22 protein-coding genes are annotated in these 20,991 nt (G+C 51.9%); 14 read left to right on the top strand and 8 right to left on the bottom strand.

Annotated features, from left to right (window positions below; genetic code table 11):
• Positions 1-45 precede the first annotated feature (45 nt).
• Positions 46-612 (top strand): NAD(P)/FAD-dependent oxidoreductase, encoded by a 567-nt coding sequence (locus tag PEL01S_RS00610; protein ID WP_063179815.1) that lies wholly within the window; start codon positions 46-48, stop codon positions 610-612.
• Between the two features lie 685 nt (positions 613-1,297).
• Here PEL01S_RS00610 and PEL01S_RS00605 read toward each other — a convergent pair.
• Positions 1,298-1,933: a bifunctional 4-hydroxy-2-oxoglutarate aldolase/2-dehydro-3-deoxy-phosphogluconate aldolase gene (locus tag PEL01S_RS00605; protein ID WP_127458878.1), complete on the bottom strand. Its 636-nt coding sequence runs from the start codon at positions 1,931-1,933 to the stop codon at positions 1,298-1,300.
• Between the two features lie 150 nt (positions 1,934-2,083).
• Here PEL01S_RS00605 and selD point away from each other — a divergent pair, with 150 nt between their 5' ends.
• The 6 genes from selD (at position 2,084) to PEL01S_RS00570 (ending at position 6,664) form a co-directional block, all read left to right on the top strand.
• The gene (gene selD / locus PEL01S_RS00600; protein ID WP_127458877.1) at positions 2,084-3,142 is read left to right on the top strand and encodes a selenide, water dikinase SelD; all 1,059 of its coding nucleotides are present in this window, start codon (positions 2,084-2,086) and stop codon (positions 3,140-3,142) included.
• A 67-nt stretch (positions 3,143-3,209) separates the two neighbouring features.
• On the top strand, positions 3,210-4,241 hold the full coding sequence (mnmH, locus tag PEL01S_RS00595; RefSeq protein WP_127458876.1) for a tRNA 2-selenouridine(34) synthase MnmH: 1,032 nt from the start codon (positions 3,210-3,212) through the stop codon (positions 4,239-4,241).
• A 444-nt stretch (positions 4,242-4,685) separates the two neighbouring features.
• A complete protein-coding gene (locus tag PEL01S_RS00585) occupies positions 4,686-5,009 on the top strand; it encodes an Ig-like domain-containing protein (protein ID WP_063179807.1) in 324 nt (107 codons plus the stop codon).
• A gap of 64 nt (positions 5,010-5,073) precedes the next feature.
• Positions 5,074-5,511 (top strand): hypothetical protein, encoded by a 438-nt coding sequence (locus PEL01S_RS00580; protein WP_063179805.1) that lies wholly within the window; start codon positions 5,074-5,076, stop codon positions 5,509-5,511.
• 298 nt (positions 5,512-5,809) lie between these two features.
• Positions 5,810-6,253, top strand: a complete 444-nt coding sequence (locus tag PEL01S_RS00575; protein WP_163767890.1) for a DUF948 domain-containing protein — start codon at positions 5,810-5,812, stop codon at positions 6,251-6,253.
• A 6-nt stretch (positions 6,254-6,259) separates the two neighbouring features.
• Positions 6,260-6,664: a YtxH domain-containing protein gene (locus PEL01S_RS00570; RefSeq protein WP_063179801.1), complete on the top strand. Its 405-nt coding sequence runs from the start codon at positions 6,260-6,262 to the stop codon at positions 6,662-6,664.
• A 70-nt stretch (positions 6,665-6,734) separates the two neighbouring features.
• Here PEL01S_RS00570 and PEL01S_RS00565 read toward each other — a convergent pair whose 3' ends face one another.
• The 4 genes from PEL01S_RS00565 to PEL01S_RS00550 all read right to left on the bottom strand — a co-directional run bounded on the left by PEL01S_RS00565 (position 6,735) and on the right by PEL01S_RS00550 (position 9,518).
• Positions 6,735-7,886 carry a phosphodiester glycosidase family protein gene (locus PEL01S_RS00565; protein ID WP_127458874.1) on the bottom strand — a complete coding sequence of 384 codons (1,152 nt, stop codon included), beginning with the start codon at positions 7,884-7,886 and terminating at the stop codon, positions 6,735-6,737.
• Between the two features lie 299 nt (positions 7,887-8,185).
• Positions 8,186-8,308: a cyclic lactone autoinducer peptide gene (locus PEL01S_RS00560; RefSeq protein ID WP_127458873.1), complete on the bottom strand. Its 123-nt coding sequence runs from the start codon at positions 8,306-8,308 to the stop codon at positions 8,186-8,188.
• A complete protein-coding gene (locus PEL01S_RS00555; protein ID WP_163767887.1) occupies positions 8,305-8,859 on the bottom strand; it encodes an accessory gene regulator B family protein in 555 nt (184 codons plus the stop codon). Before PEL01S_RS00555 ends, PEL01S_RS00560 begins: the two co-directional genes overlap by 4 nt.
• A complete protein-coding gene (locus PEL01S_RS00550; protein WP_127458871.1) occupies positions 8,856-9,518 on the bottom strand; it encodes a hypothetical protein in 663 nt (220 codons plus the stop codon). Before PEL01S_RS00550 ends, PEL01S_RS00555 begins: the two co-directional genes overlap by 4 nt.
• 1,047 nt (positions 9,519-10,565) lie before the next feature.
• Between PEL01S_RS00550 and PEL01S_RS00545 the strand changes: the two genes are divergently transcribed.
• Both PEL01S_RS00545 and PEL01S_RS00540 read left to right on the top strand, forming a co-directional pair.
• Positions 10,566-11,237 carry a class I SAM-dependent methyltransferase gene (locus PEL01S_RS00545; protein ID WP_127458870.1) on the top strand — a complete coding sequence of 224 codons (672 nt, stop codon included), beginning with the start codon at positions 10,566-10,568 and terminating at the stop codon, positions 11,235-11,237.
• Positions 11,234-12,493 carry a helix-turn-helix transcriptional regulator gene (locus PEL01S_RS00540; protein WP_127458869.1) on the top strand — a complete coding sequence of 420 codons (1,260 nt, stop codon included), beginning with the start codon at positions 11,234-11,236 and terminating at the stop codon, positions 12,491-12,493. Before PEL01S_RS00545 ends, PEL01S_RS00540 begins: the two co-directional genes overlap by 4 nt.
• A 266-nt stretch (positions 12,494-12,759) precedes the next feature.
• Here PEL01S_RS00540 and PEL01S_RS00535 read toward each other — a convergent pair whose 3' ends face one another.
• On the bottom strand, positions 12,760-13,374 hold the full coding sequence (locus PEL01S_RS00535) for a helix-turn-helix domain-containing protein (RefSeq protein ID WP_231884613.1): 615 nt from the start codon (positions 13,372-13,374) through the stop codon (positions 12,760-12,762).
• 221 nt (positions 13,375-13,595) lie between these two features.
• On the opposite strand from PEL01S_RS00535, the gene PEL01S_RS00530 reads away from it, so the two are divergent.
• From PEL01S_RS00530 to PEL01S_RS00520, 3 genes are all read left to right on the top strand, one after another.
• Positions 13,596-14,033, top strand: coding sequence for a hypothetical protein (locus PEL01S_RS00530; RefSeq protein ID WP_010491579.1), 438 nt, complete (start codon positions 13,596-13,598; stop codon positions 14,031-14,033).
• Positions 14,034-14,212: 179 nt separating this feature from the next.
• Positions 14,213-16,252 carry a glycoside hydrolase family 15 protein gene (locus PEL01S_RS00525; protein ID WP_127458868.1) on the top strand — a complete coding sequence of 680 codons (2,040 nt, stop codon included), beginning with the start codon at positions 14,213-14,215 and terminating at the stop codon, positions 16,250-16,252.
• Positions 16,249-17,466, top strand: coding sequence for a glucose 1-dehydrogenase (locus PEL01S_RS00520; RefSeq protein WP_127458867.1), 1,218 nt, complete (start codon positions 16,249-16,251; stop codon positions 17,464-17,466). The genes PEL01S_RS00525 and PEL01S_RS00520 overlap by 4 nt, the downstream gene beginning before the upstream one ends.
• Before the next feature lie 79 nt (positions 17,467-17,545).
• Here PEL01S_RS00520 and PEL01S_RS00515 read toward each other — a convergent pair whose 3' ends face one another.
• Together PEL01S_RS00515 and PEL01S_RS00510 are read right to left on the bottom strand one after the other, a co-directional pair.
• Positions 17,546-18,046, bottom strand: a complete 501-nt coding sequence (locus tag PEL01S_RS00515; RefSeq protein WP_127458866.1) for a hypothetical protein — start codon at positions 18,044-18,046, stop codon at positions 17,546-17,548.
• Between the two features lie 78 nt (positions 18,047-18,124).
• Positions 18,125-18,925 carry an AraC family transcriptional regulator gene (locus PEL01S_RS00510; protein WP_174806880.1) on the bottom strand — a complete coding sequence of 267 codons (801 nt, stop codon included), beginning with the start codon at positions 18,923-18,925 and terminating at the stop codon, positions 18,125-18,127.
• 121 nt (positions 18,926-19,046) lie between these two features.
• Between PEL01S_RS00510 and PEL01S_RS00505 the strand changes: the two genes are divergently transcribed.
• Together PEL01S_RS00505 and PEL01S_RS00500 are read left to right on the top strand one after the other, a co-directional pair.
• Entirely contained in the window at positions 19,047-19,475 is a 429-nt protein-coding gene (locus tag PEL01S_RS00505) for a disulfide oxidoreductase (protein WP_108529974.1), read from the top strand.
• A 118-nt stretch (positions 19,476-19,593) separates the two neighbouring features.
• Positions 19,594-20,892, top strand: a complete 1,299-nt coding sequence (locus PEL01S_RS00500) for an alpha-glucosidase/alpha-galactosidase (RefSeq protein ID WP_127458864.1) — start codon at positions 19,594-19,596, stop codon at positions 20,890-20,892.
• Positions 20,893-20,991: the final 99 nt, after the last annotated feature.

The following is a 20,991-nucleotide window of genomic DNA, read 5'->3' as shown; positions in this document are numbered from 1 at the left end:
TTCGCACGTTCGACTTTTTCACTTTCTGGAAAGGGAGGATGAATGATGTCTTACGATGTAGCGATTATCGGAGCAGGACCTGCAGGAGCAAGCGCGGCCCTCTTCACGGCGAAGGCGGGCAAGAAGACGCTGGTGATTGATAGCGATCAGAGCATTACGAAGCGCGCTTGGGTGGAGAACCACTACGGCGTAGCCGAGATTACCGGGCCGGATCTGGTGGAGATTGGGAAGAAGCAGGCGGCCAAGTTCGGAGCCGAGCTGGTGCAAGGCAAAGTCGTCGCCGTTGCGAAGGAAGGCGAAGGATTCCGCTTGGAGACGGAGAACGGAAGCTACGAAGCGAAGCATGTCGTGCTCGCCACGGGGCTGAACGCCGAGCTGGCACAGCAGATTGGCGTGAATACGAAGCCGGGAACCGAGCCGCGGATCAAGACCGTAGTCGACGCTACCCCGGAGGGGAAGACGAACGTGCCGGGCATTTGGGCGGCCGGGACCGCAGCGGGCGTGAGCGTGCATACGATCATTACCGCGGGCGACGGGGCCAAGGTTGCGATCAATTTGATCAGCGAGCTGAACGGCGAACGGTATGTTGACCATGACGTGTTAAAAGCATAAATGTGCAAAAAGGCGGCCTCCAGCTATGGAGGGCCGCCGTTTTTTTAGAGTATGCAGCTCATTTTCGGCTTCCTGCGGGCCATCGGCTTGATTTCCTTTTCACGACAGGGTACGTTTTACCTGTCCTCACTATGCGAAATCCGGGATGCCAGCAAGGGGGCTGTCGGTAGGGCTTAAAAATAGAGGAACCCGGATGAGTTATTTGAATGCTTTGGGCCGTTGACGAGTACATAGCGGAACTCAAAGTGCATTAACCTTGTCGAAAAATGTTCAAGCTGCCGAGAACGAAGGCATTAAGGTACTTCCGGTTCCGCTATCGAGGATATGCCGACGAAATCCAATCGAATAACGCACGGCAGTTCCGCTATTTTGCCTTGGGGCCAAGTTACATGCGCCCAAGAGCATGCCGCCGCTCGCCATCCCGTCTCTCGGCCGATAACTCTCTCGGTTCGTAATTCGCCATTTGTAGATCGGCACTTGTAACCGTCCGCTGTGATACCCATCGCTTAACGCTTCAATTTGTAACCTGCCACTCGCCACATGTAAAGCCTAATGCAGCTTATAACTCTACAACTCGCCATTTCTAACTTTCATCGCTTAGGAACCCTTAATCACTTGTGCCGGAAGTGCCGATGAGGTTAATGCGCATGTTGCTATGAGTCAGCAGGCTCCTCTCCGATGCGATTCAGCTTCTGGACCGCTCTACGAGCCGGGCCGCTTTGTCACGCACCCAGCCAAAGTTACCGGCGGCGATTTCTTTCAGGTTCACGAGTGAGCCGCCGATGCCGACCCCGTAGCAGCCGATCTTCATAAACTCGGCGATATTATCCTCGTTCACGCCGCCAACCGCCATCATCGGGATGTGATTCAGCGGGCCCATCAATTCCTTGAAATAGCCAATTCCGAGGCTGGCGCCCGGAAATATTTTCACCGCCGTCGCCCCGGCTTTCCATGCTTTTACAACTTCCGTCGGTGTCATCGCTCCCGGGAAAATCGGAACGCCGCGCTCCGCAGCGTAACGGATCACCTGCTCGTCCGTGTTCGGAGTCACCAAGTACGACGCTCCGGCTTCCAGCGCTTGCCGCGCGTCGTCCACGTCCACGACGGTCCCTGCGCCGATGTACATCCGTTCCCCGAACCGGGCTTGAAGCCGTTCGATCATGCCAAGCGCTCCCGGCGTATTCAGCGTCACTTCCATGACCGGCACTCCACCGCTGACCAGCGCATCTGCTAATCCCTCGATATGCCGTTCCTCCACGCCGCGCACAATGGCGACGATCTTCACTTTCTCGATCAACTGTAGTCCTTGTTCCCGATTCATCCGCTGTATCCTCCTGTTATGACCTGCTTTTATCCTGTTGTCGCAGAGATAGGCCGCCATTTCATGACTTCATTATACCTGCTTTTTTTTAAATGCCAACTGTGCTAACCTGTACTTTATGGAAATCATGTTTAGGAGCTGATCCGAAAGATGAGTGTTAACGAACCGATCAAATTAACCTCTTACTCTACGAAAGGCGGGTGCGGCTGCAAAATCGGTCCGGCAGATCTGCAGCAGGTAATCCGGACCCTTCCTCCGGCGACGCCCGATCCAAACCTGCTCGTCGGCCTCGATACGAGCGACGATGCCGGGGTATACAAGCTGACGGACGAGCTGGCGCTGGTCCAAACCGTCGATTTCTTTACGCCTATCGTCGACGATCCTTACGCTTTCGGTCAGGTTGCGGCGGCCAATGCGCTCAGCGACATTTATGCGATGGGCGGGAAGCCGCTGACGGTGCTGAACATCGTGGCCTTTCCGATCAAGAAGCTGGACAAGCAGGTACTGGCCGACATCTTGCGCGGCGCGGGCGATAAGGTCAAAGAAGCCGGAGCGACGCTCGTAGGAGGTCACTCCATTGACGATAACGAGCCGAAGTTCGGTCTCGCCGTCACCGGACTGGTGCACCCGTCCAAAGCAAAGACGAATGCAGGGGCCCAACCAGGGGACAAGCTGATCCTGACCAAGCCGATCGGCGTCGGCATCTTGACGACTTCGATCAAGAAAGACGCCTTAAGCCAGGAAGAAATCGAACGGGTCACCAAGGTAATGACCACGTTGAACAAGACGGCTGCGGAAACGATGGAGCCGTACGACGTGCACGGCTGTACCGACGTGACCGGCTTCGGACTGCTCGGCCACGCGGCCGAGATGGCCAAAGGCAGCGGCGTAGGCGTGCGCATCGGGAAGACTCAGGTGCCTGTGTTGCCGCGCGTCCGTGAGCTGGCCGAGGCGGGTTTTGTCCCGGGCGGCACCAAGAACAATTATGCCCACCTCGAAGGTACCGTGGCTTTCGCCGAATCCATCGATCAGCTTGATCAATGGATTCTCTGCGACGCTGTGACCTCCGGCGGGCTGCTGATCGCCGTCGCCGCGGACAAAGCAGACGCCCTGCTGGGCGACTTGCGCCGCGCAGGCGTCGAGGCTGCGATCATCGGCGAGACGACCGCCGGCCATCCGGGCGAAATCCGCGTCCTGGAATCGCTGTAAGCAGCCGCCTAGGACGTGCAGCTATGCCGCAGCACGCCCCATATGAAGCCAAAGGAGCGAGGACGCGTTGCAACAAGACATAACCGTGCAGGAGCTACTGCGCCTGCATCAGGAACGGGAGCTGACGCTTGTCGACGTCCGTTCTCCGGGAGAATTCAAAGAATTTACGATCCCCGGCAGCTTGAACATACCGCTTTTCGATGACCGGGAGCGGGCGGAGATCGGCACAACCTATAAGCAGATCAGCATCGAAGAAGCCAAGCAGCGAGGGCTTGAGATCGTGTCTGCCAAGCTGCCGGCCTTCATTAGGGAATTTCAGGCGCTAGGTCCGAACAAAGCCGTTTTCTGCTGGCGGGGCGGTATGCGAAGCCGGACGTCGGCCACGTTGCTGTCGCTCATGGGCATCCGCGCCTATCGGCTAACCGGAGGCATCCGGGCCTACCGTCAGTGGGTCGTACAGACGCTTGAGTCGTTCGAGCTCAAGCCCAAGGTCGTCGTTATCGCCGGCCATACCGGCACCGGCAAGTCGCTGATCCTCAACAAGCTAGCCGAGCGGGGGTACCCTGTGCTCGATCTTGAGCAGATGGCTGGACACCGCGGCTCCATCTTCGGGCAGATCGGACTTGTGCCGAACAACCAAAAGACGTTCGAATCGCTGCTTGTCCACGAGCTGCTGCGCTATCAGGACCGGCCTTTCGTGCTGATGGAGGCCGAAAGCCGCCGAATCGGCCGGGTGGTGATGCCCGGCTTTTTGGCAGAAGCCAAAACAAGCGGCATCCCGATCCGGATCGAGGTACCGTTGGAAGAACGGATACGGCACATTGTGCAGGAATATCGGCCGGAGGAGCACGCGGACGCCTGCCTCGCCGCTTTTCGGCAAATTCACCGCCGGCTTCATACGCCGGTTGCCGCGCAAATCGAACAGCATCTGCTGAACCATGAATTTGAGGAAGCCGCGGGGCTGCTGCTCGAATATTACTACGATCCGCGCTACGAGCACGCGGAAGAAAGTTATACCACGGAGCCGATCCGACTCCGCGTCCGTCATGCGGATGAAGCGGTGCAGCGAATCGAACAAGAGCTGAAACGGCTGTTTTAAGCCGAACTTTAAAGCCTGGGCAACCAGGCTTTTTTTCTGCTTTGCATACCCGGAGACAGGGCGAGCGACATGCCAAGCCGTAAACAACACCAAAGGAAAACTTCAACAACCAAGAGAAACTAACTCATGCGGTCAGGAGAACAAGAAGCGTAGATTCCAAGCGCTCTATGACAAGGTTTACCGGATGGACATTTTGGGGGAAGCGCAGGGGAGAGACGAGCCAATAAAAGAACGTCTGACCCGTCCGAATAGAAGACATAAATCATTTCTTGAACACGTAAAAACGGCTGAATCCAAAGATAGCCCTTCAAAATTCGCTTTTATTCGACAATTTTTGTGCAACATATTGCTGATTTCATGCGGGATTATTTGAAATAACCACTCATAAAGATATTTCGTTTATCATATGGATGCGTCTCAAAAAAAAGGAGGTATTTTTATACTATGAATCTGAAATATACTCTTTTAGCATCGGCACTGGCTCTTCCTCTCATTTTGGGCTTTCAGAGCACCGGAGCGCAAGCGTCCGGGCATACCAACTCAATCAATGGATCTCTGGCTAAAGCCCCGGAATATATGCTTGGTATTGGCGTAGGAATGGAAGCCAGCATTGATTCCGGAGCAAAATGTACTAATTCTGATAAAAATGTCGTCAAAGTGGATTGCAAAAACGGAGAGGTTAAGGGACTTTCCAAGGGATCTGCCACAGTTAAAGTTTATGATGACGTCCGAGAGCTCATAGCCGTCTATTATATTAAAGTAAATTAGTAAAACTGCCCAAGAGCAGCCGTAATTCACAATTAAAACGCTTAAGGAGGAGCCGAACCATAGCATGAAGAAAACACTTATAGCATTAGGTACTACAGCAGCTTTACTAGCAAGCGTGTTGGCACCGACGGCAAGCTTTGCCGGAACCAATCATGCTCCGATCAACAGCATGGCATGGAATGATGCTGCTACGGCGGGCAAATCGCTAGAAAATTCTATTTCTGTTACAAAAGAATCGAAACAGGAATATACGGCATCGGGAATTTTAGTCAATAATATATGGAGATATTATGCGCTTTCCGTTTATACAGATCCTAATAGCACCAAACCATTAACTGTAAGAGTCATAAAGTACCTTGTCGATAAAACGATTTTTGAATTCACTTTGCGACCCGGAGAGTCTCTTCAGACCGATTTATACATTCAAACCGGGGAGTACTATATTCAATTAAGCGGCGGCCCCGGTTCTGCAGGTTATGCAAAGCTTAAAGAGAAAAAATAAGTCTGTAGCAGTGAGGCCACTGAAGAACTTACAGCTTTTATGAGCAGTCTCATGCGACAAACGTTAGCACGCGACCTTCATTCCCAATTATGGGGTGGGGGTCGTCTTCTTTTCATTAGCTATCTCGTTCCCGACAGTGACTGCGAAAGAGGATAACCGCAGTCAAAGGCACAGCGATATTGCCAAGCTCCTCGTCCTTTTTTTTCGGAAGTTGTGTCAAAATGGGCGCCTCCGTCTTATACTGTACTATCTCATAGGCATTCGTCTAGAAGCGGCTGGGATGACGGAGGTGAAGGTCATGTGGTGGCAATGGGGTGCGGCGGTCTGTATTTTGGCTTTTCTGGTGCTCATCGGGCTGGCTATACGTTTCGCGTATTTGGCGATTTGTGCCCTAAGGCATGCCGAGACTGCGCTTGACACAATGCAGCAGCAAGTACAGCAAACTGCAGAGAGCACCGAAAGCTTGCTTCGGGTGTCAACCGAGGTCATGCAGGACCTGCAAGGCAAAATGCAAGCGGTCGACGCTTGGTTTGCAGCGGCAGAGGAGACGGGAGAAGCGGTGCAGCGGGTATCCCGAATCGTGAAGTCCGCGTCACTCGCCATTGAGAACACGGCACTTGAGGCGCGCAAAGCGTTACATAGCCATCGGGATGCCGCAAATGACCTGATGGAGCTGACAGCCGCTGGCCTGCAGCTCTGGCATCGCCTGCAAGCTTCCAGACCCATGAAATCAAAGGAGTGAAGAACGATGGCAGCGGAAAAAAGAAATAAGGATTTGCTCGTCGGAGCTGTAATCGGCGGTGTGCTTGGCGCGGTGACGGCACTGCTGTTTGCGCCTAAATCCGGACGCGAGCTGCGCGCCGACTTGAAAGAGGGCTATCATCAGGTGAGCGAGAAGACGCAGCAAATTGCAGGCGACGTTGCGGAAAAATCGAAGCGGATCGTCTCCGCCGTATCGGAAAAAGCGCAGACTGCGGCGGAAAGCATAGGACGCACGACGTCGGAGATGGCGGGAAAAGCGAAGCTGGCGGCAGCTCAAGTAGGTCAGGAAGTGAAATCGTGGCGAAGCAGCAAACCGGAAAACGGTACAGACGATGTGGCCGCAGCCGAAGCGTCTATCGCAGCCACGACGGTCGAACGCGAGGAGCATTAAAGCTTGACTTGCAAAAAAAACGGGATCTTCGGCGCTATGCCCAAGATCCCGTTTGGTTTTTAGCAGATGCTTACCATTTGGACGGATCGATCTTGCTTGGGTCGAGTCCTTCCCAAATGTTTTTAATATTCGCTTTGGCCGGGTCTTCGAACACCAGCCAGGCGGTAGGCAAATACCGTTCGCCGTATTCGCTGGAAGGCTTGTTCAAGATCTGGTTGTCCTTGACCAGTACGGTCGAGGAGCCGCCGTCCAGATTAGCCGCTGTCACCGCGCCATGCTCCAGAAAAATGTTCTGAATATCGTACAACGTCGCCCCGATGCTGTATCCCGGCTGGCGTCCGTCGATGATGGCGAACATGATGGTGCCGTCGGCTTTTTGCGCCATCGAGGTGCGAGGAGCGATTCCCCAGCCGTCAGCCTGATTTTTAATCATGCCCACGCCGTTGACGATAAACTTCGGAGCGAAGGTGACCGCTTCCTGAACGCCCATCTTGATCAGCTCGTTCGGCGTATATTTACCCGCGATCAGCTTGCCTTCCTTATCGATGGCTACGATGTGATTGCGCGTGTTCATGCCGCCGTCGTTGTAGAAGATCTTGCCTCCCGACATAACGAGGCCGGTCGGCTGAAATCCGTTGCCTTTCCATTCCGGATCGACGAACCCGCCTGCATTAACGCCGGCAATGGCCCCCAGTCGTTTAACCATCGAGGAAACCTTTTCTCCCTTGCCGCGTGTGCCCGGAACGGCGATACGCAGCGTTTTCGGATCGTTCACGATCAGCAGCTTGCCTTTAAAATTTTTTCCTTCAATGTCTTGTACCTCAACAGGCGGCTTTTTTTCGACCACTGTTGTCGCCGGTTTATGGTCAACGCGCACAAGGTCCTTATCCTTGATTTCGGAATACGTGTCGAACTGCGCCCAATACCGGTCAACCCGTTTTTTGAGCTCTTCCTCGCCGATGAGGTATTTCGCCCAATCGCGGTGCTGTGTCGAAATGATCGTATCAGCCATCATCAAGCGCAGATTCGTGCCGGTTTCCGTTAGAAAAAACCACAAGCTGAACACACTTCCGAACAAAAACATGAAAAAGAACGTATAAAGTGTAATTGAAGCCAAGGTGGACGAACGCCGTTTCTTCTTTTTAACCGGCTTCTTTTTTTTCTTTGCGGCAGCGGCAGCGGTCGTCTGAGTACGAGGACTGCCGGGCATCGGTACGGACATAATTCAAATCCTTTCCATGGATATGGTTAGACTCCATCCTCCTTTATAAACGAAATACAGCGAAAAAAGTTGCATGAAAGAAAACTTAAAATGTACCCATGAATCTCATGACATGCCGGAATGACTTTAGGGCGGTCCAATTTAAAAAGACGATTGCCATTAGGTCACATGTCTGCTTCGTAGAGAGAAGTTGGTAATCGTCCGTTTATCTTGGGCTAATTCAGGGGCGTTATCGGAGGAGGGGGCATCTCGAAGGAAAGTAAAATTGTTTGTCCGGGGTAAACCAGAAAACTAAGGCGTTATTTTTTAAGAAGTTCATCTGGTGTTTCTGGGCGGTGCCACATCAACGAATTAGTACTAACAGCCATTGTTGCAAAAAAAACCAAAAAAATATTTGCAAAATAAGCTATGCGTGATTTCATTTTTTTCTCCTTTCTGCTAAATCCTTTAAATGGTAAGCAAAAGATGTAGTGCAGAAAGCTTGAACGATATTAGCGGTCGAAAGAACTGAAGATTGAACGTAAAAATTTGAAGCAACAAGCACTAGCGATGAAATTTTTAGTAAAGGATAATAATTGGACTTTATTGAACTGAGCCCCTTGATCCCATTGGGTGCAGTTATTAAAAAAACAATCGCTGAAAAAATATCAAATGCAATTCCGATAGTTGAATAAGCATATTTCAAGTGGGAGATTGTTATTATCATAAATATAGTAAGTAAACAACAACTTAAAGATGATGAGAGATGAATTCCCCCGCTTACATACCTCAGAATTAATAAGTAAATTATTGAAATTACTGCAATTTTAAAATGACCAGTTATTGTACAAATACTTAGGGAAAGAAAGATCGCAAGACCAGTATTAATTAGTAGTGAAAGAGAATATTTTAAAACTGCTTCTGATGCTGCATCAGGATTATTTTTTCTAATAAATCGAACCAAATATGAGGTGGATCTATCAATAAAATTCATCTTTTTTCCAGCCGTTCCCGTCTTTCTTTCCATAACCGTATATTGTGTTTATAAGAAAGGTATATACAAATTAATAACACAGTTGCAGATGTTAATAAAATAATCGAATTAACATAATTCTGTTCAATAAAATATATATTAATTTGTAGTAAAACAACTGCAATGACCAAACTGGCTGACAAGTAAAAATTATATCCTTTTAGCGAATCTCTGGTAGTGAAATGAAATCCAATTTTTCTATACAGAATATATTTGGCGATCAGTAGATTTAAAATAAAAGTTGATAGTTGAACAGGAATAGGATTTTCTTGAAGCATTTCGTATGTAACAAGGGCAGCTTCATTAAGTATCCAGCCAGAGGCTATTTCCAATGTTGAACTTGCTAAAGTCCCTAATAAAGTAATAAGAAATGAAAAAAGAATCGGAAGTCGAAACAGGATTACAAAAAAAATAATCTCAACGACTAATGTTGGAAGGAAAGCAAGAGTAGTTTGATTTAGATAATCTCTTATATAGATAGAGACGATTGACATCATAATAGAACTTACAGCAATTTTATGAAGCTGATAGCGAATATTTAAACGAAAAGCAGCCAAAGACAAAACAATTACTGAGCCGTACTCAAGGAAAAAAAATAAAAATTTGAGAAACAAATTCATCTCTAAGCCTCATTTCGTATATTATGAATTATTAAATAGTAATTAAGGCATAGATAAAAAGTCGCGACAGATTATTGTCTGGTTAATTATAAAAAATTCTTTATTTTGCTTATAGTTTATTACACATTTATCCACTTAACAAGTCATCATTTGTCGAATTTTGTATATTAATATTGGACTACTATTGATCTGTGAATATATTGAAACTGTGTTTGAAAGAGATCAGATTGATAGAAACATCTACATTTCCGACAGTTCCTTAACGTACAAGTAATGTATTAGTCCTATTAATAGAATAGTTCAAATTCCAAAAAGTTGGAAATATTTGTGTCCCCCAAAAGAACACGGAAGAAATAATAAGCATCATTATTATAAGACCGACGCTTAGTAATAAAAATAAAATTTTAGTCAAACGGTTGCTTGTATGACGTTTTTTATGATTGAACGAGATAAAAGTAAAGCCGATGCGTAATTTAAAAGAATTCCTGTTATCGACAAATTTAAACTGCTTAAGAAAAAGGTAAGACTTTACTTTCTTTAAGTAATATCATTATGGTTTCGATATGAAAACGGCCTCCCAAAACATATAGCAACATCTCGGAGGTGATTGTATACAAATAAATAATGAGAGTGACTAGAAGGGCATGCATTAGTCGAAGCCTGAAAAAAAGAAAGAAGCAAAGAACGGTAAAGCCAGGCTGCAGAACAATAAATCCAATGGTTTGACATTAAGCATAAAACAGTAAAAAGACCAAGATGCTCCACGTTGCACTTCCTTATGCCATATTCAATTTTTTTCTGCTTTTCAACAAACGCTCTAATCCATCACTACGTTTCGTTCAAGCAATCATGGCAAAGAAGCCTAGACTTTGGTAGTGTTAGAGATAGTGGACTGCACGTAACCAAAGCAGGCTATTTGCTCCAAAGCTACAGTGTACAAGAGTCCATGCTGAACTTCAAGCGACTTTATGCCATGTTTTGGCATAGGAACGGCTCGGTCCGAAGCCGGATGGAGCGATGATCTGGGGAAAAGAGAGGATACGCCTAATGACGGTTGACGTATATAGTGGAGCGTGGTGGGACGAATTTAGCGCCTTCTTTTCGAATGAAGACTTGTGGGATAACGGCAGCCGAAGCCTGCTGCTGAAATATTTTGCGAAATTTGCGGTCCGGGATGGAGGGCGGCGCGTGCTTGACGTCGGCTGTGGGCCGGGGATCGGTACGAAGCGCTTGAACGAGATGGGCTTTCTCGCGACGGGCATTGACATTTCTCCGGCCATGGTCGAAAGTGCCAAGGCAAGGCAGGTCGAGGCGTATTTATCAGATTGCGACCCGATTCCTGAGGAAGACGAGACTTTCGACTATGTTTTCTGCTGCACGGTGGTGGAGTGGGTGCGGAATCCGTACGGAATGATTCGCGAAATGGCCCGGGTGATCAAGCCGGGAGGCGGCATAGTTATCGCTTGTTTGGGTCCCGGCAATTTGCCGCACGAAGATGCGCTGAAGCGTCTGCGGGGCGAGCCGACTAATTACAATATGCTGATGCCGGTCGAGCTGCATCGGCTGCTCTTGGACTGTGGGCTGAAGATCCGATCCATGACCGGCGCGCGAAGCCGTCATGTCTCTCAAGAGACGTATGCCAAGCTCGATTGGATCACCAAATCGTACTGCAGCAATCTATGGATGATCGGAGCGGATAAGGAGGGAAGCTTGCTATGAACCTGGATCATTTCGGACAGCTCGTTCGCTCCAGACGCGAAGCCGTCCCGATGCTGCAAAAGGAGCTTTCCGAGGGCATTTGTACCCGCAGTATGATCTCACGGATTGAAAATGAGGACTATTTCCCGCACATCACGATCGTTGAAAAGCTGCTGGATCGACTTGGAATGCCGATTATCGATTGGCTGGAACGGATGAGTCGGAAGGACCCCGACCAGAAAGCGCTGGGGCTTATTCTCGAATACCTTCAGGAGAGATACGAGAAGGAACGGGATTACGAGACGATCCGGAAGTGGACGGAACAGCTGAAGGGGATAAGGTTCGAGGTAAAACCGGTGTACCGGGCCGACTTGCATGCGCTTCGAGCATTTGTCGAAGACGTTCGGCAAAATTTCAAGGAAGCCGAGAGCGAATACAAGCAATGGATTGATCTGGCCCGAGAGCTGCAGGACATTCCCATGCTCGCCGCCGGCTTAAACCGGCTTTCGTTCATGTATGTCAACATCGATCCGGGCCATGCCTCCGAATGGATTGAAGAAGCGTACGCCCTCGTGCAGCGGCACAGCGTCCCGCAGGAGCTCGCGATTTCCGTTCAGCTTACGATGTCCGCCTATCGCTACGGAATCGGAGAATACCATACCGCCATTTCACTCCTTCAGGCTGTCAAAAGCAGAAAGAGGCTTTCCCCGATTTCCCGGTTCCGCTCGCATAATTTGCTAGGTAAAAGCTACCAAGCCGTTGGGAAGTATGCGGATGCGGAGGAAGAATACAAGCAGACTGCCGCTTATTTTGCGTACCATCCTTCGTTTGAGCTGATCTTTAACAATAATATCGGGGATTTGTATGCCGATATGGGAGAGTACAAGCTGGCCTTCGAGCATCAGCGCCGTTCTTTGGAAATCGGAGAGGCGACCAAGCAGCCTTATTTTGTCGAGATCGCGCGGCTGCGACTGGCGAAGCTGCATAACCGATGCAGAGAATACGAGGAAGCGGAGACGATCTGCCGCCAGATTATCGAGCATAGCTGGAATGACCGCAACATCCATATGGCCAAGCTGATTTTATCCGAAACACGCTTCGCTCTGGGGGACGAGAGCAGTACCGGAATGCTGCTGGAGGTCGTTCGGTTTTTTCAAGAACAGCCGGGAACGGATTCCATTGAATACTTGAAGGAAGCGTATAAGCTGCTGGCCAAAGTCAACATGGCGCCTGAGGATACGGAGAAGCTGTTTCGTACCCAGGTGCGAATTTATTAAGGGAGGTTACACTTTTGAGGGGGTGACAAATTCCGTAACGTGGATTAATTTGGAGTATGGTAGCACTAAAGGAGGACAAGCTTTAGGGCGAGCGGCTAAAAAACTATGAACACTCTCAGCGAATGCATTCTAAACAGGAGCCGGAAGCATAGAATAATACTAACAGGTATTCACTCCACTCCTACTGACAGAATCCGATACAAAAATAGCCCGCGGCAGTCGTTCGCGCTCGCGGGCGGTGATAGGTACAATAGTGCAGGACGAAACTAGACGTTTTTCTCCGCTGTAGAGAAAGTTGCCGATTTGCCGCTTTTACTGAAGGAAAATTCCAAGCTTTTTTTGGTGTTGATCGCCACTTTGCGCAGAAGGTGTTCGTGGTATTTCCGTTGGCGGATTGCTGAGATGGTGACGTGCGGTCCCTCGCCGTCTTCGTGAAAATAAAGCCGGCCGCGCCGTTCGTCATATTTGCGGATGTGATTGAAATTGACGTAAAGATCGGTGTCCATCTTCTTGAAATCGTTCTCTTCCAACCGGTCCAAAAAGCTGCTGAAATCAAGCAGCGACTCAATGCTCCTCGTAATTGTCGCTCCTTTCTGGTAATACGTAATTTCTTTCATACCGATCTCGATGAAGTAAACGTTCGACAGGTCCATATCCTCGTTTGGCTTGGGGGCGAACGACGATGCAACATGACTGCTCATCAGATGCCCTGCCTTAATCATCAAGTCAGTATAGGGGTAGCCGTATGCAGCCGACAGCTTCTGAAGCGTGTCCGGCGACGGGGTTATTTTGTCATTGGTCGAACGGTTTCGCTCAAGCTCAAGATCCCGAATGTAGGCATGGGAAAGACCGCTTTTGCGAGCCGCTTCTCGCAAAGACATCGAACCTCGAAGACCCTCAAGAAATTTTCCGAAATCGGGAATTGGTTGTCCCAAACCTGGTCACTCCTCTCTGAAACTATTGTAATGGACAAACGTATGAAAAGAAATAGCAATTTCTAAAAAAGCGTTTATCTGGTGGTCTGCCTCTTGACTCTATGTAATACGAATACTACATTAGAAGTAGCACACTTTTTTAGCTTTACAAAGGGGGTGGGATTGTAATGAGAGACAAAGTTATGAATCGTTGGAGCACCTACGAACCCTACTATATTGAATTTAATGGTTATAAAGTAGCAGATATCGTCATTACCAGCCATGCACTCAGCCGATGGTCGGAGCGTGTGGAGAACGAGCAGGGCGGAATTGAGCATATTTGCTCCTTTTTGTGGGAAAGACTGAAGAACTGTAAAGTCCAACCTTATTATGCAAATGAAAAAGACGTTTACCTGATTGACGATGACCTTGTGATGGTCGCCGAGTTTGTTGAATTGAAGGATGAAATTGATATCGCAGGCAATCCTCTGCATAAAATGATTGTCGTTACGTTCTTGGGCCGCGTGTCTCAGGATATTCAACTTCGTGATTTGAAAGCCTACTATTCCTGGCTGCGCCACACCCGTCGCATGACCTTAGTGAAACACGGAAGAAAACGCAAATAAGCGGCACTTGCCCATAACCATATTCATACGAAGGCTGGCCTCTACAGGTCGGCCTTTTCTTGCATTTACTTTTAGTATACCATAATATACCAAAGGATGCGACGGGTTTTTATGTCGAATGCATAAATTCCTTCCACTCATGGGGAAAATTAGGGTGAGCAGGAAGGGGATGAAGCGTTATGGCCCGTGATTTGCCTATAGGCAACGGCAATGTGCTTATGAATTTTGACGTCCATTACAATGTTCGGGATATTTATTTCCCTTATGTGGGTCAGGAAAATCAAGCGCTGGATCATTTATCGCATTTTGGCGTGTGGACGGCGGAAGATTTTTTCTGGATCGATCACCCGGAGCTGAAGAAGCAGTCCGGTTATTTGAACGATACCCTGATTACGAACGTCGCCTGCACGCACGAACGGCTCGGCCTCAAGCTGCAGCTCCGCGACGGCGTGGACGTACAGGAGAATGTCTTCATGCGCAAGGTGGTCGTCGAAAACGATTGGGACCGGGAACGCGAGGTGAAGCTGTATTTCCATCTGGACCTGCATTTGTACGGCAACGGCATGGGCGATACGGTCTACTACGACCCGGAATTAAAATCGCTTGTATTTTACAAGGGGCACCGGTATATGTCGTTGTCGGGCCGGGGGCAGGATCAGAAGGAAGTGGGAATTACTACGTATGCGACCGGGCAAAAGGAAATGAACCGGCTCGAAGGGACATGGCGGGATGCGGAAGACGGGCGGCTCGGCGGCAATCCGATTGCGCAAGGGTCGGTTGACGGAACGGTCGAGTTGGTCTTGCGGGTCCCGGCCAAGGGAGCGAAGGAAGCCTGGTTCTGGATTTGCTTCGCTCGGGAAGATCGGGAACTCCGCAAGCTGGAGCGCACGGTCCGTTCGGCTACGCCGCAAGCGCTGCTGCAGCGCACGTACAACTACTGGGGGCAGTGGCTCGGACATGACCGGCATGATTTGAAGCTGCTTGAGCCGGACATGGCTTCCTTTTATAAACGCAGCCTGCTCGTGGTTCGCACGAATACGGACAACCGTGGGGCGATTCTGGCCGCCAACGATTCGGACATTTTGAAGTTTGCGCGCGACACATACTCGTATATGTGGCCGCGGGACGGCGCCCTGATTGCGCATGCGCTTGACCGAAGCGGCTATCATGCGCTGACGAAACGATTTTTCCAGTTTTGCAAGCGGGGATTGTCGGAGGACGGCTATTTGCTCCACAAGTACAACCCGGATGGCTCCGTCGGTTCGAGCTGGCACCCGTGGGTCAATGCCCGAGGCGAGAAGCAGCTTGCCATCCAGGAGGATGAGACGGCGCTTGTGCTGTTCGCGTTGTGGCATCATCACCGGCAGGCCCGGACGCTGGACGAAGCGCGCGACGACTACGATAACCTCGTCCTGCCTGCGGCCGATTTTATGGCGCGTTATACGGATGCTTCGGGATTGCCGCTGCCTTCGCACGACCTGTGGGAGGAACGCTATGGCGTGCATTTGTTCACGGTCGCGAGCGTCTATGCGGGGCTGCTTGCCGCCGCGGACTTCGCCGAGCATTTCGGGGACAAGCTGAGAGCGATGCACTACCGGGATAAGGCGGCCAGCGTGAAGCAGGCGGTCGAGCACTCGCTTTATTCCGAGCAGGAGCAGCGGTTTATCCGTTCGCTCTACTGGAATGATGAGAAGCAGGCGTACGAGCCGGATTTGACGCTGGATGCGAGCATGTACGCGATGTTCGACTTCGGGATGTTTGAGCCGGACGATCCGCGGGTCGTTTCTACTATGAAAGCGATTCGTGAGCAGCTCTGGGTGCAGACGGAAGTGGGAGGGCTTGCCCGGTATTCCAACGATTATTATCATCAGGTGACGAAGGATGTCGCCAAGGTGCCGGGCAACCCGTGGTTTATTTGCACGCTCTGGTACGCGGAATACGTGATTGCCGCGGCGAAGAGCGAAGCGGAGCTGAAGGAGGCGGCGGATCTTCTGCGATGGACGATGAACCATGCGCTGCCTTCGGGGATTTTGGCCGAACAGGTGCATCCGTTCAGCGGCGAGCCGATGTCGGTTTCGCCGCTGACCTGGTCCCATGCGACGTTCGTCAAGGTGGTGCAGGAATATTTGGCGAAGCTGAAGCTGTTCCGGCACCGGGAACGCGGCCAGGAGGATCAAAGCGACGCGAAGCTGCTTCATGCGGCGGGAGAGAAGCGATGAAGGCGGTGCGCGTAACCGGCCTTGCACCCGCGGGCGGAGCGGTGACCGGGGCGGCGTCGCCGAAGCTGGAGCTGGTCGAGATCGAGCGTCCCGCGCGGCAGACGAAGACGGACGTGCTCGTCCGCGTGCTCTGCATCGGGCTTGACGGGACGGACCGCGAGATCATGAACGAAAAGTATGGCGTGCCGCCGACGGGCGAAACGGCGCTTACGATCGGGCACGAATCGCTCGGCGTCGTGGAAGAGGCCGACCCGGCCACGGGGTTCGCGCCGGGAGACGCGGTCTGCGCCTTGGTGCGCAGGCCGTGCGCGGAGCCGGGATGCGTCAACTGCCGTAACGGGCAGCAGGACTTCTGCGAAACGGGGCAGTATACGGAACGCGGCATCCGGGGCGCGCACGGGTATTTGTCGGATTATTATGTCGAGGATGCGAGATATTTGGTCAAGGTGCCCGCGGGAAGTCTCGCCTACGGGATTTTGGCCGAGCCGCAGAGCATTGTCGAGAAGGTGTGGAACGAGGTGCAGCGCATTCAGCAGCGGCTCGTCTGGCAGCCAAGGACGGCGGTGGTGCTCGGCTCGGGGCCGCTTGGGCTGCTTGCTGCATTAACGTGCCGGTGTTTGGGGCTGGATACCGTGGTATGGTCCAAGTCGCCGGACGATTCGATCGGGGCCGAGCTGGTGCGGGCCTGCGGAGCGATGTACGCGCGGGCGGAAGATGAGGCAGCCGCCCCGGCGGGCTCCGGGGGCGCTCCCGCCGTATCCGCGCTGGGTGCGTTCCTGCAGCGAAACGGCCGGCGCGCGGACCTCATCTTCGAATGCACGGGCTACAGCCCGCTCGCCTTTGACGCGATGGCTGCCATGGGGCCGAACGGCGTGCTGGCGCTTCTCGGGGTAACTCCGGGCAACCGGAGCATCCGGATTTCCTCCGACCGGATTAACCAGGAGCTGGTGCTGGAGAACAAATGCGTGCTGGGCTCGGTGAACGCGTCGCGCAAGGACTTTGAAACCGGGCTGTACCGGTTGAAGCAGATGGAAGCCCGTTTTCCCGGCCTGCTGGGCAGGCTGATGACCGACCGGCTGACGCTGCAGCAGGTGCCGCAGCTGGATTTCGGCCGGATCGCCGTCAAAGCCGTGGTTGATCTTGTGCCACGGGAGCAATGGACCGGACTGGTCCGGCACGAGGCGGACGAAGTGGCGTACAGCTTCTCGGTGTAAGGCAGCGTTTTTTAAAAGATGCGTAGAAAATAAGCGGGCAGCGCTTTCGACGGTGAAAGCGGCTGTCCGCTTATTTTCGTTAGGGATCACGGCGAGCAATCATAAGGCTCGTCATCAAAACCGCAAATACGAGTGCCACGACCGTTCCTGCAACCGTCAAGCTCCAAGGTGCTGCCGGAGTGTTTTTTAACGTAACCGATGTCGGGGGAAAAGACGCTGTATCCGCGCGCCCCTGCTCCCACAGCGCAGTTCGGCCGCAGAGGTGTGCGGTCAGCACTCCGTTTTGCTGGGCGGCGTAGACGAGATACGCCTCGCCTTGCTGCACCGGCATCCACATGGTGCTTACCTGCACGTCGATTTTGCCGGAAGCGACGCCCTTCCAGGCTTCTGTCACCTCGAACGTGGTTGCTCCGTTTTTTCGCTCGCCAACGGCTTTGCCATGAAATACGACCGTGCTGCGGGCGAACTCCTCATTGACGGACGGTTGTCTGGCACAGGATAGCGCGTTTGCCTCTCCCGCGGGCCATATCAGTCCAAGGACCCAGATCAGAAGCAAGACTGCCGGGAAATAACGTCTCATCGGAAACATAGTTCTCCTTTTCCGCTCGGATGTTGGAATCTTCTTCCCTCTAAGACGTGCCGGTCCGCTCAAAGGTTGCTAGCCTTCGCAGTCGTACGGATAGACCTGCCGGTTGTGACGGTATTCGGAGGGCGAGTGCCCGCAATATTTTTTGAACTGCTTGGAAAAGTACAGCGCATCGCCGAAGCCGACGGAGGAGGCGACCTGCTCGATCGTCAACGGCCCCTGAAGCAGCAGCTTCGCGCGTTCCATGCGGATTTTCAGCAAAAACTGCATGGGAGACAGGCCGGTGTGCTGCTTGAACATTTTGGACAGGTGCGTCCGGTGGTACCCGAGCGTCCGGGCCATTTGCTCGATGGAGATCGGCTGGTAATACTGGAGCGTCAACCACCGGATCGCCTGTTCCACCTGCTGCTGAATGACGGAGCCTTCTTCTTTCGGCACCTCCTCGCGCATCCGGTCCTGTGTGTATTCGCCGAACAAGAGGCGCAAGTAGCCGCCTGCTTGCATATCACAGCCTGGTTTGGCAAGCTGCAGCGTCTTTTCCAATTGATAATAAAGCGCTGTCAATCGGCGCAGCCGTTCGGAGGAAATCACCGGTTTATCCGGGGAGATGCCGGCCTTGCTCAAAAACTCGTCCGCCCGTTCGCCCTTGAAGCCGACCCAGCGGTACGCCCACGGCTCCAAAGCATCCGAAACGTAGGTGACCAGCTCGCCGGGAAAAATAAAGAAGCTGTTCCCTCGCTCCAGACGGTAATCCCGATGCACGCAGCGAAAATTGCCCCGGCCCGAAACGACCGTATGCACCAAATGATAGTCCAGCACCTGCGGCCCGACCTTGTGCTGCGGTGCGGTCTGGGCGTGGCCTGCGAACAGCACGGCCAGCTCGCCTTTGCCGGGGTGAGGATTGAACGCCGCCTCGTGAAAGACGTGAGCTATGATGGTACACCTCCGTCACTTTTGATATGATGTAGACAAGAAAGAAGGGAGAGATTGACGAATGAATTGGAAGCAAACCATCCGGGAGAACGGGCACCATCTGTCATGGGTTGTGGCGCTCACGGCGACGCTGGGGAGCCTGTACTTTTCGGAGATTATGATGTTTACCCCATGCAAGCTGTGCTGGTACCAGCGCATCCTGATGTATCCACTCGTGATTATACTGGGCATCGCAGCCGTGCGCAAGGAACGACATATGTACCTGTATGTTCTGCCGATGTCCATTTGGGGCGGAGGCATTTCGCTATACCATTACCTCATGCAGAAGACCGACTGGTTCAAAACCGGAGCAGCGGCGTGCGGCCCGGTTCCATGCGACTTGGACTATATCGATTGGTTCGGGTTCGTCACGATTCCGTTCCTGGCGCTGGTCGCATTCGCACTGATTACGGTTCTGCAAATTTTGATGTGGGTGGCTGAAAAAAAATAAGACGCACTACATTTCTCCATACGAAAATGGTTTGTGTCCATATGCATTCCCGGCGAAGCGGAGTATAGTCAAAGCAGGCAAGACAATGACGTTTCCACAAGCGGGGAGGCAAAAGAAGATGGCAAAGATTACTTTTCTTGGAGCAGGCAGTACCGTATTCGCCAAAAACGTGCTCGGCGACGTTATGCTCACGCCGGCGCTGCAGGAGTTTGAGCTGGCATTGTTCGACATCGATTTGGAGCGGCTGAAGGATTCCGAGAACATGTTGAACAATCTGAAAAGCTCGCTCGGCAGCGGCTGCACGGTGAAAGCGTATACGAATCGGAAGGAAGCGCTGCGCGGCGCGAAATATGTCGTGAACGCCATCCAGGTCGGTGGGTACGATCCTTGCACGATTACGGATTTTGAAATTCCTAAGAAGTACGGCCTTCGTCAAACGATTGCCGATACGATAGGGATCGGAGGCATTTTTCGGAACCTCCGCACCATTCCGGTCATGCTGGATTTTGCCAAAGACATCCAAGAGGTTTGCCCGGACGCCTGGTTCTTCAATTACACGAACCCGATGGCGGTCTTGACCAATGCGATGATTACATACGGCGGTGTCAAGACGGTAGGACTGTGCCACAGTGTACAGGCCTGCGTGCCGCATCTGTTCCGCTGCTTGGGGCTGGACAGTGATGGGGTGCAGGCGAAGATCGCAGGCATCAACCATATGGCCTGGCTGCTGGAGGTGACGAAGGACGGCGTAGACCTGTATCCCGAGATCAAGCGCCGCGCTTCGGAGAAGCAGAAGGAGAAGCATGGGGATATGGTGCGCTACGAGCTGATGTTCCGGTTCGGCTATTATGTGACGGAATCCTCGGAGCATAACGCCGAATATCACCCTTACTTTATCAAGAAGAAGTATCCCGAGCTGATCGAGCAGTTCAACATTCCGCTGGACGAATACCCGCGCCGCTGCATCCACCAGATCGAGAATTGGAAGATGATGCGCGAGGAACTCGTCAACGACAAGAGCCTGACACACAGCCGTTCGAACGAGTACGCATCGTATATGCTCGAAGCGATGGAGACGGATAAGCCGTTCAAGATCGGCGGCAACGTAATGAATACCGGACTTATCACGAATTTGCCGAAGGAAGCGTGCGTCGAGGTGCCGTGCCTTGTCGATGCGAGCGGCGTGACGCCGACGTATGTCGGGGATTTGCCGCCGCAGCTTGCCGCGCTCAACCGCACGAACATCAACACCCAACTGCTGACGCTGGAAGCGGCCGTCACCGGCAAAAAAGAGCACATTTACCATGCCGCGCTGCTGGACCCGCATACGTCGGCAGAGCTGTCAATCGACGACATCGTGGCGCTGTGCGACGATTTGATCGAGGCTCATGGCGATTGGCTGCCGAAGTACCGGTAAATAAGCTGTCGAAAGTATGGTAAATAAGATATATTGAAAATTCGCAGGCGCTCGAAGAGACCGGATTATCGATCTCTTGGAGCGCTTTTTTGTAGGGCT

It is taken from the genome of Paenibacillus elgii NBRC 100335, assembly GCF_004000865.1.
GTDB classification, from domain to species: Bacteria; Bacillota; Bacilli; order Paenibacillales; family NBRC-103111; genus Paenibacillus_G; species Paenibacillus_G elgii.
This window is presented reverse-complemented; position numbering and strand designations above follow the sequence as displayed.